Raw genomic sequence first — 14,996 nt, forward strand, 5'->3', positions numbered from 1 at the left:
GCACATAATGGCGCCACGGGACGGGTACGTCCACTCTCGCGCACCGGAAGGGGATCCACGTGAGCGACCGGCACGGGCACGCCCACCCTCATGAGCACACTCCCGGGCACGATCACGGAAACCCGCCGGGGCACGACCACGGGCACGATCACGGGAACCCGCCCGGCCACTCCCCCGCGCACCGGCACGACCGGGGGCACCGTCACGACCGAGGGCACGACGACGGCCACGAGCACCGGCACGATCACGGCCACCGGCACGGCCTGCGCCACCGGATGGCCCATCTCCTCGCCCCGCACTCCCACGAGACGGCCGACAAGGTCGATTCCGCTCTGGAGTCCTCGGCCCGCGGGATGCGGGCCCTCTGGGTCTCGCTCGTCGTCCTCGGCGTGACGGCACTGGCGCAGGCGGTCGTGGTGGTGCTCTCCGGGTCGGTGGCCCTGCTCGGCGACACGGTGCACAACACCGCGGACGCGCTGACCGCCGTCCCGCTCGGGATCGCCTTCGTGCTGGGCCGGCGCGCGGCCACGCGCCGCTTCACCTACGGCTACGGGCGGGCCGAGGACCTCGCCGGTCTCGTGATCGTGCTGACGATCGCCGCGTCCGCGGCCTTCGCGGGGTGGACGGCCGTGGACCGGCTGCTGGATCCGCGCCCGGTCCAGCACGTCCCGGCGGTCGCCGTGGCCGCCCTCGTCGGCTTCGCCGGCAACGAGTGGGTGGCGCGCTACCGCATCCGCGTCGGCCGCTCGATCGGCTCGGCCGCGCTGGTCGCCGACGGGCTGCACGCCCGCACCGACGGCTTCACCTCCCTGGCCGTGCTGCTGGGCGCGGGCGGCTCGGCCCTCGGATGGCACCTGGCCGACCCCGTCGTCGGGCTGGCGATCACCGCGGCGATCGCGCTGGTGCTGCGGGACGCGGCCCGGGAGGTGTTCCGCCGGGTGATGGACGCCGTCGACCCGGCCCTGGTGGACCGCGCCGAGCGGGCGCTGAGAGAGGTGCCCGGGGTGCGTGGGGTGGGTGAGCTGCGGCTGCGCTGGATCGGCCACCGGCTGCGCGCCGAGGTGGCGGTCGTGGTGGACGGCGACGCGACGGTGCGCGAGGCCCATCGCATCGCCGTGGACGCCGAGCACGCGCTGCTGCACGAGGTACCCCGGCTGACCGCGGCCCTGGTGCACGCCGACCCCGAGCCGGCCCCCGGCGAGAGCGACCCCCATCTGCCGCTGGCCCACCACATCGCGGCGTAGGCCGGGAGACCCGGGACCTGCTGCCGCCTCCACCGCCGGCCGGCTCATCGTGGCGTCGGGTCAGGAGACCCCGAGCCCCTCCAGCACCTCGGCGTGCGGCAGTTCGGCGAAGGCCTTGCCCGGGACCAGCAGCTTGCCGCGCCGCCGCCCGCTGCCGACCAGCACGTACGGCAGGTCGACGACGGCGGCGTCCACCAGGAGGGGCCAGCCGTCCGGCAGCCCGAGCGGGGTGATGCCGCCGTACTCCATGCCGGTCTCGCCGGTCGCCGTGTCCATCGAGGCGAAGGAGGCCTTGCGGGCACCGAGCCGGCGGCGCACCACGCCGTTCACGTCGACCCGGGTGGTGGACAGCACGACGCATGCCGCGAGCGTGGACTCGCCGCCCCGCTTGCCCGAGACCACCACGCAGTTCGCCGACCGTTCCAGCAGATCCCGCCCGTAGTGCTCCACGAAGGTGGCGGTGTCGGCCCACTCCGGGTCGGTGTCGACGTAGACGATCTGCTCGGCGGGGACGCCGCCCTGCCAGTGGCGTACGGCCTCGGCGACCGGGCCGGTGAGTTCGTCGAGGCAGGCGGGGGCCGGCCGGGCGTCGTCGAAGTGTCCGATGGGTGCGCGCATGACCGCACGCTAACAACAGCGGTCCGGCGGTGTCCCGGGCGTCTCAGGTCACGGGCGGCACCGAGACGGCCATGACCATCTCCATGGGGGCGTCGCCGGTGTTGCCGTAGGTGTGCGGGACGTTGGCCTCGAAGTGGACGCTGGCGCCGGCGGGCACGCGGTGCTCGACGCCGTCGACGGTGAGGGTCAGTTCGCCCGCCGTGACATGGAGCAGCTCGGTCGTGCCGGCGGGGTGCGGGTCCGACGGGCTGCTCTCGCCGGGCATGAGCCGCCAGTCCCACATCTCCAGCGGGCCGGGCGCCTCGGTGCCCGCGAGCAGCCGGTTGTAGCTGCCGGCGTCGGTGTGCCAGAGCCGTACGGCCTGGTCGGCCGGGATGACGCGCACGTTCGGGCCCTGCTCGTAGTCGAGCAGGGTCGTGATGCTGACGCCGAGCGCGTCGCCGATCTTGACGACGGTGCCGAGGCTGGGGTTGGTGCGGGCCTGCTCGATCTGGATGAGCATGCCGCGGCTGACGCCCGCGCGGGCGGCGAGCACGTCCAGGGTGAAGCCGCGTACCGCGCGCCAGTGCTTGACGCTCCGCGCCAGGGACTGGGTCAGCAGGTCGAGGTCCGACACATTCCGTCCAATATTCTGTATGACATAGTGCAACGCGCTGCACTATGATGTGGTTGACCTGATCGTTCACTGAACTGTACTGCGAGGTATCCGTCCCATGACAGCGCTCTTCGCCCTGGCCACCAGCCTGCTGTGGGGGCTGGCCGACTTCGGCGGCGGTCTGCTGACCCGGCGCGCGCCCGCGCTCACGGTGGTCGTGGTGTCGCAGTCGATCGCGGTCGTGGTGCTCGGCGCGGTCGTGGTGGCGACCGGCGGGTGGAGCGAGGCGGGGCCGCAGCTGTGGTTCGCCGTGGCGGCCGGGCTGGTCGGTCCGGTGGCGATGCTCGCCTTCTACAAGGCGCTCGCGCTGGGGCCGATGGGCGTGGTCTCGCCGCTCGGGTCGATCGGCGTGGCGGTGCCGGTCGGGGTGGGACTGGTGCTGGGCGAGCGCCCCGGCCTGCTGCAGTTCACCGGCATCCTGGTGGCCGTGGCCGGCGTGTGCCTCGCGGGCGGTCCCCAGTTCCGCGGCGCTCCCGTCCAGCGGCAGGCCATCGCCCTGACGCTGCTCGCGGCGTTCGGCTTCGGCGCGGTGATGGCCCTGATCGCCGAGGCGTCGACGACACTGACCGGCCTGTTCCTCGCCCTGTTCGTGCAGCGGGTGACGAACGTCGCCGCGGGCGGTCTTGCGCTGTTCGTGTCCGTGCGACGCGGGGCGCCGGCCCTTCCGGCGGACGGCTTCCCCTGGCGCGCCCTGCCCGCCCTCGCCTTCGTCGGCCTCGCGGACGTCGCCGCCAACGGCACGTACTCGATCGCGGCACAGCACGGCCCGGTGACGGTCGCAGCCGTGCTGGCCTCCCTGTACCCGGTGGTGACGGCCGCGGCGGCACGGGGCATCCTGCGCGAACGGCTGCGGGCGGTACAGGCCGCGGGAGCGGGCCTGGCCCTGGTGGGCACGGTCCTGCTGGCCTCGGGCTGAACCCGGCCGCGACGGCGGAATGTCGTGACACCGGGGGAACCCGGCTGCGGGGTGTCGTGAACACCGGGGAACCCGGCTGCGGGGGTCATGACACCGGGCGAACCGACCGTTACCGAAGGCTCGTGCCACCGGGCGACCCAACGCCCCCCAAGCCTCCTGACCCCGGGTGAACCCGGTGGTTCAGGCCCCCGGCTCCAGCTCCGCGAGTCCCGGCGCCTCCTCGTCCAGCTCCGCCAGCCGGGCCGCCGTCTCTTCGTCCAGGCCCGACAGTGCTCGGAGCTGCTCGGGGGTGACGCCGTCGGGTATCGGCACCGGCGCGGGCGTGCGCAGCGGTGGCTGCCAGCCGTCGGCAGGGGTCCAGCGCCGTACGACGCGGGCGGGCGCGCCCGCCACCACGGCGTGGTCGGGCACCGTGCCCCGTACGACCGCACCCGCGGCCACCACCACGTTCCGCCCGATCCGGGCGCCGGGCAGGATCACCGCTCCCGTGCCGATCCAGCAGCCGGGCCCGATCTCCACGGGCTCCATCCGCGGCCACTGCTTGCCGATCGGCTCGTGCGGATCGTCGTAGGAGTGGTTCGTGGAGGTGACGTAGACGTAGGGGCCGAAGTAGCAGTCGCTGCCGATCGTGACCGTCGTGTCGGCGATGACGTGGCTGCCGCGGCCCAGGACGACGCCGTCGCCGAGGCGCAGGATCGGGTCCGGGCCGAGGTCGAGGTCGGGCATCAGGCCCGCGGTGAGGGTGACCTGCTCGCCGATGATGCAGTGGGAGCCGAGATGGATCCATGGCTCGCCGAAGACCGTGCCGAGGGGGAAGGCGAGTCTGGTACCTGTTCCCATCGCGCCGAAGCGGTACCGGCCGGGGTGCTCGGCGGTGACGGAGGCCGTCCGCTGCAACCAGGCCCAGCCCGCGTGGACAGCGCGCTGCGTGAGGCTCCGCCGCCAGGATGAGAACGTGTTCTTGCGCTTCGGCACGAGCTCACGGTACTCAGCGGTAGCTCCGCCCGCGGCGTCGGCGGCCTGTGATCTTCACCCCACCGGGTGGCGTACGGTGTGCGCGTTGTCTACGACGTTTCGGGAGGCGGACATGGCGCAGCGGGCGATGATCACGGGGATCGGCGGCAGAGAGCCGGAGATCGACGCGACGGCGTTCGTGGCGCCGACGGCGTCGGTGATCGGGGGCGTGACGCTGGGGGCGGGGGCGAGCGTCTGGTACGGAGCCGTGGTGCGCGGCGACGTCGAGACGATCTCCGTCGGTGCGAGCAGCAACGTGCAGGACAACTGCACGCTCCACGCCGACCCGGGATTCCCGGTGACCGTCGGGGAGCGGGTGAGCATCGGGCACAACGCGGTGGTGCACGGGGCGACGGTCGAGGACGACTGTCTGATCGGCATGGGGGCGACGGTCCTGAACGGCGCCGTCATCGGGGCCGGTTCACTGGTCGCCGCGCAGGCGCTGGTGCCGCAGGGGATGGTGGTGCCGGCCGGGTCACTCGTCGCCGGAGTGCCTGCCAAGGTCAAGCGGCCCTTGACGGAGGAAGAGAAGCAGGGCGTCACCCTCAACGGCACGATGTACGCCGAGCTGGCGAAGGCGCACCGCGAGGTGCACGCGTAGCGGGAGGACGCCCTACTCTGCGGCGGCCACGGGCTGCGCCTGCTGGGTCTCCTGCGCCTTCTTCGCCTTGCGCTTGATCACCAGCATGGACGTGAGGCCCACCAGGACCGCCGCGACCAGGCCCAGCCACGAGAAGCGCTTCAGCCAGGACTCCGCGACGATGCCGACGTAGTAGATGACCGCGGTCGTGCCGCCCGCCCAGACGATGCCGCCGAGGACGTTGGCGATGAGGAACTTCCAGTACGGCATGCGCAGCACGCCGGCGAGGGGGCCCGCGAAGATCCGGAGCAGGGCGACGAACCGGCCGAAGAAGACGGTCCACATGCCCCACTTCTCGAAGGAGCGCTCGGCGGTGGCGATGTGGCCCTCGCTGAAGTGCTTGGGGAACTTGTTGCCCAGCCAGGCCAGCAGGGGCCGTCCGCCCTTGCGGCCGATGGCGTAGCCGATCGAGTCGCCGATGATGGCGCCGGCGGTGGCGCTGGCGCCGAGGACGACGGGGTCGATCTCGCCGTGCTGGGAGGCCAGCAGGGCGGAGGAGACGAGGATGATCTCGCCCGGCAGCGGAATGCCCAGGCTCTCCAGTCCGATGACCAGCCCCACCAGTGCGTAGACGGCAACGGCGGGTACGGTTTCGAGCCACTCCTGGACGTGCAACGCCGGTTCCTTTCCCTGGGCTTCCTGCGAGCTTCCCTGCCTGCACGGGAAGCCTACCGGCTCCTAGGACGTCCCCCACGGCTCAGGCGTTCCAGCTCCACTCGGCGACCTCGGGCAGGTCGGTGCCGTGCTCGCGGATCCAGGCGTGGTGGCGGGTGCGGGCGTCGGCCATCCGCTGGCGTACGGCCGTGGCGCGGACCGCGAGGCCGGGAACGCGGTCGATGACGTCCATGACCAGGCGGTAACGGTCGAGGTCGTTGCGGACGACCATGTCGAACGGCGTGGTCGTGGTGCCGGCCTCCTTGTAGCCGTGTACGTGCAGGTTCTGGTGGCCGGTGCGGCGGTAGGCCAGGCGGTGGATCAGCCAGGGGTAGCCGTGGTAGGCGAAGATCACCGGCTTGTCGGTGGTGAACAGGCCGTCGTACTCGAAGTCGCTCATGCCGTGCGGGTGGTCGTCCTGGGGCAGCAGCCGGGCGAGGTCGACGACGTTCACGACCCGGACGGACAGCTCGGGCAGATGGCGGCGGAGCAGGTGCGCGGCGGCCAGGGTCTCCTGGGTCGGGACGTCTCCGGCGCAGGCCAGCACGACGTCGGGCTCGGCGCCGTCCTCGGTGCCCGCCCACTCCCAGATGCCGGCGCCGCGGGCGCAGTGGACCCGGGCCTCGTCCATCGACAGCCAGTCGAAGCAGGGCTGCTTCCCGGCGACGATCACGTTCACGTAGTCACGGCTGCGCAGGGCGTGGTCCGCGACGGACAGCAGGGTGTTGGCGTCCGGCGGGAGGTAGACGCGGACGACCTCGGGGCTCTTGTTGAGGACGTGGTCGACGAAGCCGGGGTCCTGGTGGGAGAAGCCGTTGTGGTCCTGCCGCCACACATGGGAGGTCAGCAGGTAGTTGAGGGAGGCGATGGGGGCGCGCCAGGGCAGCCTGCGGGAGGTGCGCAGCCACTTGATGTGCTGGTTGACCATGGAGTCGACGATGTGCACGAACGCCTCGTAGCAGGAGAACAGTCCGTGCCGGCCGGTGAGGAGGTAGCCCTCCAGCCACCCCTGGCAGAGGTGCTCGGAGAGGATCTCCATCACCCGGCCGTGCCGGTCGAGGTGCTCGTCCACGGGCAGGGCCGGGGCCTGCCAGGTCTTGCCGCTGGCGTCGTAGACGGCCTGGAGCCGGTTGGAGGTGGTCTCGTCCGGGCCGACCAGGCGGAAGTCGCGGCGGTCGGCGGTGTCGCGCATCACCTGGGCGAGGAGGTCGCCGAGGAGCCGGGTCGGCTCGTGCAGCGTCGTGCCGGGTTTGTCGACGGGGACGGCGAAGTCGTCCAGGGACGGGACCGGCAGGGCGCGGACGAGCAGTCCGCCGTTGGCGTACGGGGTGGCGCCGAGCCGCCTGGAGCCGTCGGGGACGCAGGCGAGGACGTCCGCGACCGGGCGGCCCTCGGCGTCGAACAACTCCTCCGGCCGGTACGAGCGCAGCCAGGACTCCAGCTGCCGCAGGTGGTCGGGGTTGTCGCGGACGCCGGGCAGCGGCACCTGGTGGGCGCGCCAGGTGCCCTCGACCGGTTTTCCGTCGACCTCGGCCGGGCCGGTCCAGCCCTTGGGGGTGCGCAGCACGATCACCGGCCAGTGCGGGCGCTCGGTCACGCCGTCCTCGCGGGCGGCGCGCTGTGCGGCGGCGATGCGGTCGAGCGCGGTGTCCATGGCCTCGGCCATGGCGCGGTGGACGGTGGCCGGCTCGTCCCCGGCGACATGGATCGGGGCGTGGCCGTAGCCGCGCAGCAGCGCGTCGAGCTCGTCCTCGGGAAGACGGGACAGCACGGTCGGGTTGTCGATCTTGTAGCCGTTGAGGTGCAGGATCGGCAGGACGGCGCCGTCGTGGACGGGGTCGAGGAACTTGTTCGCGTGCCAGGACGCGGCCAGCGGGCCGGTCTCCGCCTCGCCGTCGCCGATCACGCAGGCCACCAGCAGGCCCGGGTTGTCGAGGGCGGCGCCGTAGGCGTGGGCGAGGGAGTAGCCGAGTTCGCCGCCCTCGTGGATCGAGCCGGGCACCTCCGGAGCGACGTGGCTGGGCACGCCGCCGGGGAATGAGAACTGCCGCATGAGCAGTTCCATGCCCTGCGCGTCACGGGAGGCGTCCGGGTACTTCTCGCTGTAGCTGCCCTCCAGCCAGGAGTTGGCGAGGACCGACGGCCCGCCGTGGCCCGGGCCCCAGATGCACAGGGCATCGAGCTCGCGTGCCTTGATCACCCGGTTGAGGTGGGTGTGGACGAGGTTCAGCCCGGGTGAGGTGCCCCAGTGCCCCAGCAGCCGCGGCTTGATGTGCTCGGGCCGCAACGGCTCGGTGAGCAGGGGGTTCGCCAGCAGGTAGATCTGACCGGCCGCCAGGTAGTTGGCGGCCCGCCAGTGGGCGTCCAGCGTGCGCAGCTCCTCGTCGGTGGGCGCGGTCCCGCTGTCGGTCCTCCTGTCGGTCCTGCTGTCCTGGCGCGGGTCCTCGGGCATGGGTGACTCCCTGGGTTCTGCGGGCGGACTCAGGAGGAGTACCAGTTTGTTCCGGTTCGATGCCAGGCGCCTCTCGGCCATGCCCTCGCCGCCCGCGCGGTCCGGGCCCGCCCCGCGCTCGCGTACGGTCCCGGACGCAGATCCGGTGACCACGGGGTCGCCCACCCGGGCGACCCCGCACCCCTTCTACGGCAGTGCGACTTCTACGGCAACGCGACTTCTACGGCAACGCGACGGAGCGCACTGCCGTAGAGGCATCGGACGCCGGCACGACGGAGTGCACCGTCGTCACGGCGTCCGCCACGGTCGCGGTCGCCGGACCGAGGACGCCGGGGCCGGGCCCCGAGGCCTCCTCGTCGGCGCCGGGCTCGGCGTCCTCGCAGCAGCCGACCTGCGCGAACTTCGTCTCGTAGCGCTTCTGCGGCAGGTTCCGGGACGTGGTGTCCGGCGGTCCCGACGGGGCGTCCTGGTGTCGCCGCGTGCGCTGTCCACGGTTCTCCCGCGGAGCGTCCTCGGCCCGCTTCTTCCGGGACTCCCCCGGGCCTGCGGGCGCGGCGGCCGGTTCCAGTGCCCAGCGTTGCGCCTCGGCCCCGTCGCGGCCGGTGACGATCACGTCCCGGCCCTTGCCGGCGCCGACGGCCAGCCCCTTGCCACCGCGGGGCAGGAGTTCGCCGCGCACGGTCAGGTCGTAGCGGACGACTCCGGCGTGCACGAGGCAGGCGGCCAGGACGACCGAGCCCTCGGCCGGGTCCGAGCCCAGGCACAGGGCGGGGTCGGCGGCGCTGCGCAGGACACCGTCGTCCCGGTAGGACCACTGCTGGGCCCCGCCCCCGGAGCAGGCGGCCAGCACCAGGGGCGCGTCCACGCGGACCCGCCCGCCCAGGACGTCGAGACATCGGCCGTCGTCGAGGTTGCGCAGCCGCCCCCGGCCCACTTCGGCGGGGCCGCCGACGGAGGCGGCCGACGGTGAACCGGCGGACCCGGACCGGCTGGAGTCCGGTTCCACGGACGAGGGGCCCGCGCTGTCCGGGTCGACGGAGTGGCCGCTGACCGCGCCCCAGGTGGCGTGCGGGCCGGCGGTGCCGCTCTCCTCCGTCCAGCCCCGGGCGGCGAGCAGGGTGGCGAGCAGCACGAGGGAGGTCACCCCGACCGCGGCGGCCAGCGCCTTCGTGTGCCTCCTCGGTGTCCCGGGCCGGCCGGTCGCCGGCAGGTCATGGGGCCGGAGGCGGTGGCGTCCGCCCGCGGGCAGAGCGCCCCTGCCCGCGTCGCGGCCCGGCCGTGACTCCAGGTAGCGGCGGGCGCCCCAGCCGAGCACCGTCTCGACGAGCAGGTCTCCCAGACCGCCCTCGAAATGACTGAGTTGTTCGGCGGCGTGGCGGCAGTAGCGGCAGGCCATGAGATGCCGCTGCACATCCGGCAGCAAGGCCCCGCCGCGACGCATGGGAACGTCCAGCAGGCGGTTGTAATAGCGGCATTCCCGCGTCGGTGCGAGTTCCCGGTGCGCGCGTACGCACCCGGTCCGGAATTGCTCGCGCGCCTGCTCCAGGGCGGCCGACGCGGTGGCGGCGTCCACTCCGATCAGACCGGCCGGTACGGATATGGTCTCGGCCTCGACCTCCGTGTGCCAGAGCAGGCATTGGGAAGCCCCGGGAAGGCTCCGGAATGCACGCTCCGCGAGGCGCCGCCTTTCGGGTGTCCCGGGGCGGGCGGCACGCAGACCGCGCCCGCCGACGGTTTTGCGGAGTTCCGGCAGCACGGTGGAAATGCCGTCGTCGGCGGCCCACTCCCCGACCGTTTCCCGGACGGCGGTGAGCAGCCGCGGACGCAGGGCGCCGCCGCCCGGCCGGGCCAGTTCCCTGCGGAAGGCGGCGGCTGCCGCCATGGACGCGGAGTCTTCCGGGGCCGCGAGGCAGATCACGGCGTATTCGTAGACCGCGCGCCAGTGCCGCGCCAGCAACAGCGCGACGGCGCGCGGCCCTTCGGCGGGTTCGCCGACCCGGGCGAGAAGATTGCGATCGGACTCCGCGGGCCCCGCTCCAGGTCGTGGCGGGAACGGCGGGCGTGGGGGGTGGGGGGATTGCACGGAACCATGTCCTTCCAGCCGCAGAACGGCATGCGAAGTGCGCGTCCGTCGGAAAGCAGGTGGGTGATTGGTGCATACCTGAGCCGGGTCAGCTGCGGACTCGGCTGTGAGGCGGCTCACTTTCGCACATACGACTGATAGGTAACAAGGAGTTCGGATGACGCAGATTCAAAACGAGGGGAATTCAGATCTGTTACCGGCGGTATCCGTACCGGCTTTCGAAAACATGGCCGCCGGGCACGGCAAGTTGTGTGCACACAAAGGCGGTTGGTCCACGAAATCTCCAACTCCCCAGCGCGCTCCCATACGGCTCTCGGCCCGCTCCCAGCTCCGCGCGCCTGCCCTACGACACGGGCGACAAGGCCGAGTACCTGCGCACCGAGGTCAGGCTGGCGTGTGAACGGCCCGACCCGGGGCCGGAGATCGTCGCGCGGCTCAGGGGGTTCCTCCGGGGGCTGGACGGAGCGCGCCCCGGGCACCGGGACATGGCGGCCTGACATGCGAAAGCCCCGGCACCCGGCCGGGGTCGCGCATCTGCGGCACCTGATCAGCCACCGAGCCACCATGCACGGGCGACCACTCTTCAGTCATCGAACCGCCATGCACGGGCGACCACCTCTTCAGCCACCGAGCCGCCAGGCACGGGCGACCACTCTTCAGCCCCCGAGCCGCCAGGCACGGGCGACCACTCTTCAGCCGTCGGGCCGCCAGGCATGGGCAGCCACCTCGTCGGGCCGCAGGATCCCGGGCGACCGACTGGTCAGCCGTTCGGCCGCAGGGTCCACACCACGGTCATCTCGCCCGTCACGGCACCGTCGGCCCGCTGGATGGCGATGGTCACCGGGAACTCGGGGCGCTCACCGGCGTCCAGCTGCGCGACGACCTCGGTGGCCGGGCGGCCCAGAGTGGCCGTGGCGGTGACGGCACCCATCGCCAGCTTCTTGTAGGAGATCTCGGCGCTGACGGCGAGCGGCACGGCGCGCGAGAGCTGGTCTCCGAACGCGGCCAGCACGATCGCGCCGCTGGCGGACTCACCGAGCGTGAACATCGCGCCGGCGTGCGGGCCGCCCACGTGGTTGTGGTAGTCGCCCTGGTCGGGCAGCGACACCACGGCTCGCTCCGGCGAGGTCTCGAGGAACTCGAGGTTCAGCGTGCGGGCCATGGGAACCGTGGCGGCGAGCATCTCGCCGATGGACATCTGGTCTGCGCTCATGGCCGCATGTTACTCACGAGTAGAGACGGCTGGCCAGGCCGGTGTGACGACCGGCGCATCGGTCCGCACCACATCCGCACCGCCCTGCCCCCGAGTTGCTACGTCTCCGTCCACGGGCAGTGACCGAATCGTGTCGGGGCGCGGCTAGGGTGGCTGCTCATGTGGCCAGGACAGCAGCCGCCCGGGGGCGAGCAGAACCCGCAAGCGAACAACCCGTACCAGCAGCCGGGGTACCAGCAGCCGAATCCGTACCAGCAGCCGGGGTACCAGCAGCAGCCCAACCCCTATGGGCAGCAGCCGCAGTGGGGCACCCCCGCGCCGGCCGGCGCACCGCAGTCCCCGCAGGGCGGTGGCGGCGGCCGGACGAAGCTGGTCGCGATCATCGCCGCCACGGCCGTGGTCGTGGCGGCCGGTGTCACCGGCTTCCTGGTGCTGGGCGGCGACAAGGACGACACGGCGGACGGCGGCACGAAGGGCAAGGGCGGCACCACGTCGTCGAGCCCGTCGGCCGATGAGCCCAGCGCCCCCGCCACGGGCGACAACCCCCGCGGCGGCGAGGACGCCAAGCCCATGGTCAAGGGCTGGAAGGTCGTCATCAACCCCAAGTGGGGCACGGCCTTCGACGTCCCGGCCGACTGGGAGGTGGCGTCCCCGACGTCGTCCGTGTTCTTCGAGGACGAGAAGTCCGACGACGGCAAGCCGCTGATCACCATGTCGGCGCCGGCGTTCTACAAGTCCGAGTGGTGCACGAGCGACGACGACAAGGACGGCAGGACCGAGACCGAGTCCCTGGCCGGGGCGGGCACCAAGGGTGCCGACGGCGCCAAGGACACGGACGAGGTCGCGGTCAACCAGGTGGCCTGGTGGGTGTACGGCGGCTACACCCAGCCGGACAAGAAGAGCGTCAAGACCGACGACAAGGCCAAGCCGTACACCACCGCCTCGGGCGTGAAGGGCAGCGTCGCCTGGGCGCACTCGGAGAACACGCCCGACACGGGCAAGTGCGCGAGCGACGGCAAGGCGATCACGTTCGGCTTCAAGAACTCCGCCGGTGACTTCGTCGCATGGAGCTTCTTCGGCGCCAAGGGCGTCAAGGGCGAGGTGCCCGAGAAGACCGTCCTGAAGATCCTCAGCACGGTCCGGCTGCACGGTGAGCCGACCGGCGGCTGACCCGGAAACGCAACGGGCCCGCCCCTGCCGAGGGGCGGGCCCGTCTCACCGGAGCGTCGTGACGGGCGTCAGCCCCTCGGGTACCCGCGGCAGACCCGGCGGCCCGAGATGGAGTCGGTTTGGCAGGACGGGCCTCCAGCGGCGATAGTCGGCCGGTGACGTCCCCGACCGCCTCCTCCCGGAGCCCCCGAAGACCTGCCTGGGCGGGCCGCAACTACTCCCTGCTGACCGCCGCCGCGGTCGTCACCGGCCTGGGCAGCCACGGCGCCCTGGTGGCGGCGGCGTTCGCGGTCATCGAAACGGGCGGCGACGGCGGTGACGTCGGCCTGGTGGCGGCGGCGCGGACCCTGCCGCTCGTGCTGTTCCTGCTGATCGGCGGCGCCGTCGCGGACCGGCTGCCCCGGCACCGGGTGATGGTCGCGGCCAACGTCCTGAACTGCCTCTCGCAGGCGGCCTTCGCCGTCCTGGTGCTGACCGGGGAGCCCCGGCTGTGGCACATGATGCTGCTCGCCGCGCTCGGCGGTACCGGCCAGGCCTTCTTCGGCCCGGCCGCCGAGGGCATGCTGATGTCCTCGGTCGAGGGCGAGCACGCGGGTCGCGCGTTCGCGGTGTTCCGGATGGCGATGCAGGGCGCGGTCCTCGGCGGTGCCGCGCTGGGCGGCGCCATGGTCGCGGCGATCGGGCCCGGCTGGGTGCTCGCGGCGGACGCGGCGGCCTTCGCGCTCGCCGGGGCGCTGCGGGCCTTCCTCGACGTCGGCCACATCCCGCCCCGCGCGCCGGGCGGCGGCCTGATCGCCGATCTGCGGGACGGCTGGCAGGAGTTCGCCGGCCGCCCCTGGCTGTGGGGCATCGTCGTCCAGTTCTCCATCGCCAACGCGGTCGTCGCCGCCGCGGACGCGGTCTACGGCCCGCTCGTCGCCCGCGACCACCTCGGCGGCGCGGCTCCCTGGGGACTGGCCCTGGGCGCGTTCGGCGCGGGCACGGTCGCCGGCGCCCTGCTCATGACGCGCTGGAAGCCCCGCCGTCTCCTCCTCGCCGGCACCCTGTGCGTGTTCCCCCTGGCCCTGCCCTCGGCCGCCCTCGCCGTGCCGGTGCCGATCGGTGTCCTGTTCGGGGTGATGTTCGTCGCCGGCGCGACGGTGGAGGTGTTCGGCGTCTCCTGGATGACGGCCCTGCACCAGGAGATCCCCGAGCACAAGCTCTCCCGCGTCTCGGCGTACGACTGGTTCGGCTCCGTCGCGCTGGTCCCCCTCGCCACGGCCGCGGCCGGCCCCGCGGAGGAGGCCGTCGGCCGCACGGCGGCCCTGTGGGGCTGCGCCGGTCTCGTCGTCCTGGTCACGGCGGCCGTGCTGTGCGTACCGGACGTCCGCAATCTGCGCCGCCGGACCACCCCGGTGGCCCGGGGCGGCGGCGAGCGTGCCTCAGCCGATGCCGAACGCCCCGTCGGGGGGCTCGGGTGACGGCACGGCGTCCTCGTCCCGCACCGCCCGCGCGCCCCCGATGAACTCCCGCAGCCTCGTGCCGTGTTCGACCCGGGCCGGGAAGACGTCGGCGGCGGTGAGCCGGGCCAGGGCGGCGACGTCGGCCGGCTGATGCCCGGCGACGAGCACGGCGTTCCCGAACCGCCGCCCCCGCAGCACGCCCGGCTCGGCGATCAGCACCAGTTCCTCGAAGGCGGTGGCGAGCGTGGCGAGTTGCGACCGCAGGAAGGCGAAGGGCGCGGCGTCGGGAAGATTCGCGAGGTACACCCCGCTCCCCCGCAGCACCCGCGCGGCCTCACGGACGTAGGCGACGGAGGTGAGGTGCGCCGGCACCCGCGACCCGCTGAAGACGTCGGCGAGCAGAACGTCCGCCGAGGCCGAGGGAGCGCGCTCCAGCCAGGCCCGGGCGTCCGCCGCGTGCAGGGCGATACCCGCGCCCTCCGGCAACGGCAGATGCTCGGACACCAGCTCCAGCAGCCCCCGGTCGGCCTCGACGACGTCCTGCCGCGATCCGGGCCGGGTCTCGGCCACGTACCGCGGCAGGGTCAGCGCCCCTCCCCCGAGATGCACCACGTCCAGCGCCCGCCCCGGCTCGGCCACGACGTCCAGCACATGCCCGAGCCGCCGCGTGTACTCGAACTCCAGGTGCGCGGGTTCGTCGAGGTCGACATAGGACTGCGGCGCCCCGTCCACGGTGAGCAGCCAGGCCCGTTCCCGGTCGACGTCGGGCATGAGCTTGGCGGTGCCGAAGTCGACGACACGGGAGACAGGGAGCAGCTCGTTCACTGCCCCATTGTGTCGCGCCCCATAGGGGCGCGGGGAACTGCGCGACCAGCCCACGGCGGCCCACAGTTCC

Annotated in this window: 13 protein-coding genes; 5 read left to right on the forward strand and 8 right to left on the reverse strand. The window is 73.0% G+C overall.

Translation table 11 applies throughout. The features are described 5' to 3' along the window. The first annotated feature begins 59 nt into the window (after window positions 1–59). Window positions 60–1,244 carry a cation diffusion facilitator family transporter gene (locus IGS69_RS04275; protein WP_190897127.1) on the forward strand — a complete coding sequence of 395 codons (1,185 nt, stop codon included), beginning with the start codon at window positions 60–62 and terminating at the stop codon, window positions 1,242–1,244. 60 nt (window positions 1,245–1,304) lie between these two features. On the opposite strand, the gene IGS69_RS04280 is transcribed toward IGS69_RS04275, so the two are convergent. Continuing rightward, window positions 1,305–1,862: a YbaK/EbsC family protein gene (locus IGS69_RS04280; protein WP_190897128.1), complete on the reverse strand. Its 558-nt coding sequence runs from the start codon at window positions 1,860–1,862 to the stop codon at window positions 1,305–1,307. A 43-nt stretch (window positions 1,863–1,905) separates the two neighbouring features. Beyond that, window positions 1,906–2,478: an XRE family transcriptional regulator gene (locus tag IGS69_RS04285; RefSeq protein WP_189593772.1), complete on the reverse strand. Its 573-nt coding sequence runs from the start codon at window positions 2,476–2,478 to the stop codon at window positions 1,906–1,908. 97 nt (window positions 2,479–2,575) lie between these two features. Here IGS69_RS04285 and IGS69_RS04290 point away from each other — a divergent pair, with 97 nt between their 5' ends. Next, window positions 2,576–3,433, forward strand: coding sequence for a DMT family transporter (locus IGS69_RS04290; RefSeq protein ID WP_190897130.1), 858 nt, complete (start codon window positions 2,576–2,578; stop codon window positions 3,431–3,433). A gap of 180 nt (window positions 3,434–3,613) precedes the next feature. On the opposite strand, the gene IGS69_RS04295 is transcribed toward IGS69_RS04290, so the two are convergent. Next, window positions 3,614–4,408 carry an acyltransferase gene (locus tag IGS69_RS04295; protein ID WP_190897132.1) on the reverse strand — a complete coding sequence of 265 codons (795 nt, stop codon included), beginning with the start codon at window positions 4,406–4,408 and terminating at the stop codon, window positions 3,614–3,616. 112 nt (window positions 4,409–4,520) lie between these two features. Here IGS69_RS04295 and IGS69_RS04300 point away from each other — a divergent pair, with 112 nt between their 5' ends. Then, entirely contained in the window at window positions 4,521–5,048 is a 528-nt protein-coding gene (locus IGS69_RS04300; RefSeq protein ID WP_190904373.1) for a gamma carbonic anhydrase family protein, read from the forward strand. A gap of 12 nt (window positions 5,049–5,060) precedes the next feature. Here the strand turns inward: IGS69_RS04300 and IGS69_RS04305 are convergent, their stop codons facing one another. The 4 genes from IGS69_RS04305 to IGS69_RS04320 form a co-directional block, all read right to left on the reverse strand. Beyond that, the gene (locus tag IGS69_RS04305; RefSeq protein ID WP_190897134.1) at window positions 5,061–5,702 is read right to left on the reverse strand and encodes a DedA family protein; all 642 of its coding nucleotides are present in this window, start codon (window positions 5,700–5,702) and stop codon (window positions 5,061–5,063) included. Window positions 5,703–5,784: 82 nt separating this feature from the next. Continuing rightward, window positions 5,785–8,193, reverse strand: a complete 2,409-nt coding sequence (locus IGS69_RS04310) for a phosphoketolase family protein (protein WP_190897136.1) — start codon at window positions 8,191–8,193, stop codon at window positions 5,785–5,787. Between the two features lie 220 nt (window positions 8,194–8,413). Next, window positions 8,414–10,276: an RICIN domain-containing protein gene (locus IGS69_RS04315; RefSeq protein ID WP_190897138.1), complete on the reverse strand. Its 1,863-nt coding sequence runs from the start codon at window positions 10,274–10,276 to the stop codon at window positions 8,414–8,416. A gap of 760 nt (window positions 10,277–11,036) precedes the next feature. Further along, window positions 11,037–11,474, reverse strand: coding sequence for a DUF4442 domain-containing protein (locus IGS69_RS04320; protein WP_190904374.1), 438 nt, complete (start codon window positions 11,472–11,474; stop codon window positions 11,037–11,039). A 174-nt stretch (window positions 11,475–11,648) separates the two neighbouring features. Between IGS69_RS04320 and IGS69_RS04325 the strand changes: the two genes are divergently transcribed. Together IGS69_RS04325 and IGS69_RS04330 are read left to right on the forward strand one after the other, a co-directional pair. Next, window positions 11,649–12,659 (forward strand): hypothetical protein, encoded by a 1,011-nt coding sequence (locus IGS69_RS04325; protein ID WP_190897140.1) that lies wholly within the window; start codon window positions 11,649–11,651, stop codon window positions 12,657–12,659. Between the two features lie 155 nt (window positions 12,660–12,814). Further along, a complete protein-coding gene (locus IGS69_RS04330; RefSeq protein WP_190897142.1) occupies window positions 12,815–14,119 on the forward strand; it encodes an MFS transporter in 1,305 nt (434 codons plus the stop codon). Here IGS69_RS04330 and IGS69_RS04335 read toward each other — a convergent pair. Further along, a complete protein-coding gene (locus tag IGS69_RS04335; RefSeq protein WP_190897144.1) occupies window positions 14,081–14,926 on the reverse strand; it encodes a spermidine synthase in 846 nt (281 codons plus the stop codon). The genes IGS69_RS04330 and IGS69_RS04335 overlap by 39 nt on opposite strands. Window positions 14,927–14,996: the final 70 nt, after the last annotated feature.

Source organism: Streptomyces tuirus (assembly GCF_014701095.1).
Taxonomy (GTDB): Bacteria; Actinomycetota; Actinomycetes; order Streptomycetales; family Streptomycetaceae; genus Streptomyces; species Streptomyces tuirus.

Excerpts from the sequence above, each read along its gene's own strand:
- IGS69_RS04280 (WP_190897128.1), bottom strand. The coding sequence starts at position 1,862 with ATGCGCGCACCCATCGGACACTTCGACGACGCCCGGCCGGCCCCCGCC.
- IGS69_RS04290 (WP_190897130.1), top strand. The coding sequence starts at position 2,576 with ATGACAGCGCTCTTCGCCCTGGCCACCAGCCTGCTGTGGGGGCTGGCC.
- IGS69_RS04300 (WP_190904373.1), top strand. The coding sequence starts at position 4,521 with ATGGCGCAGCGGGCGATGATCACGGGGATCGGCGGCAGAGAGCCGGAG.
- IGS69_RS04310 (WP_190897136.1), bottom strand. The coding sequence starts at position 8,193 with ATGCCCGAGGACCCGCGCCAGGACAGCAGGACCGACAGGAGGACCGAC.
- IGS69_RS04320 (WP_190904374.1), bottom strand. The coding sequence starts at position 11,474 with ATGTCCATCGGCGAGATGCTCGCCGCCACGGTTCCCATGGCCCGCACG.
- IGS69_RS04325 (WP_190897140.1), top strand. The coding sequence starts at position 11,649 with ATGTGGCCAGGACAGCAGCCGCCCGGGGGCGAGCAGAACCCGCAAGCG.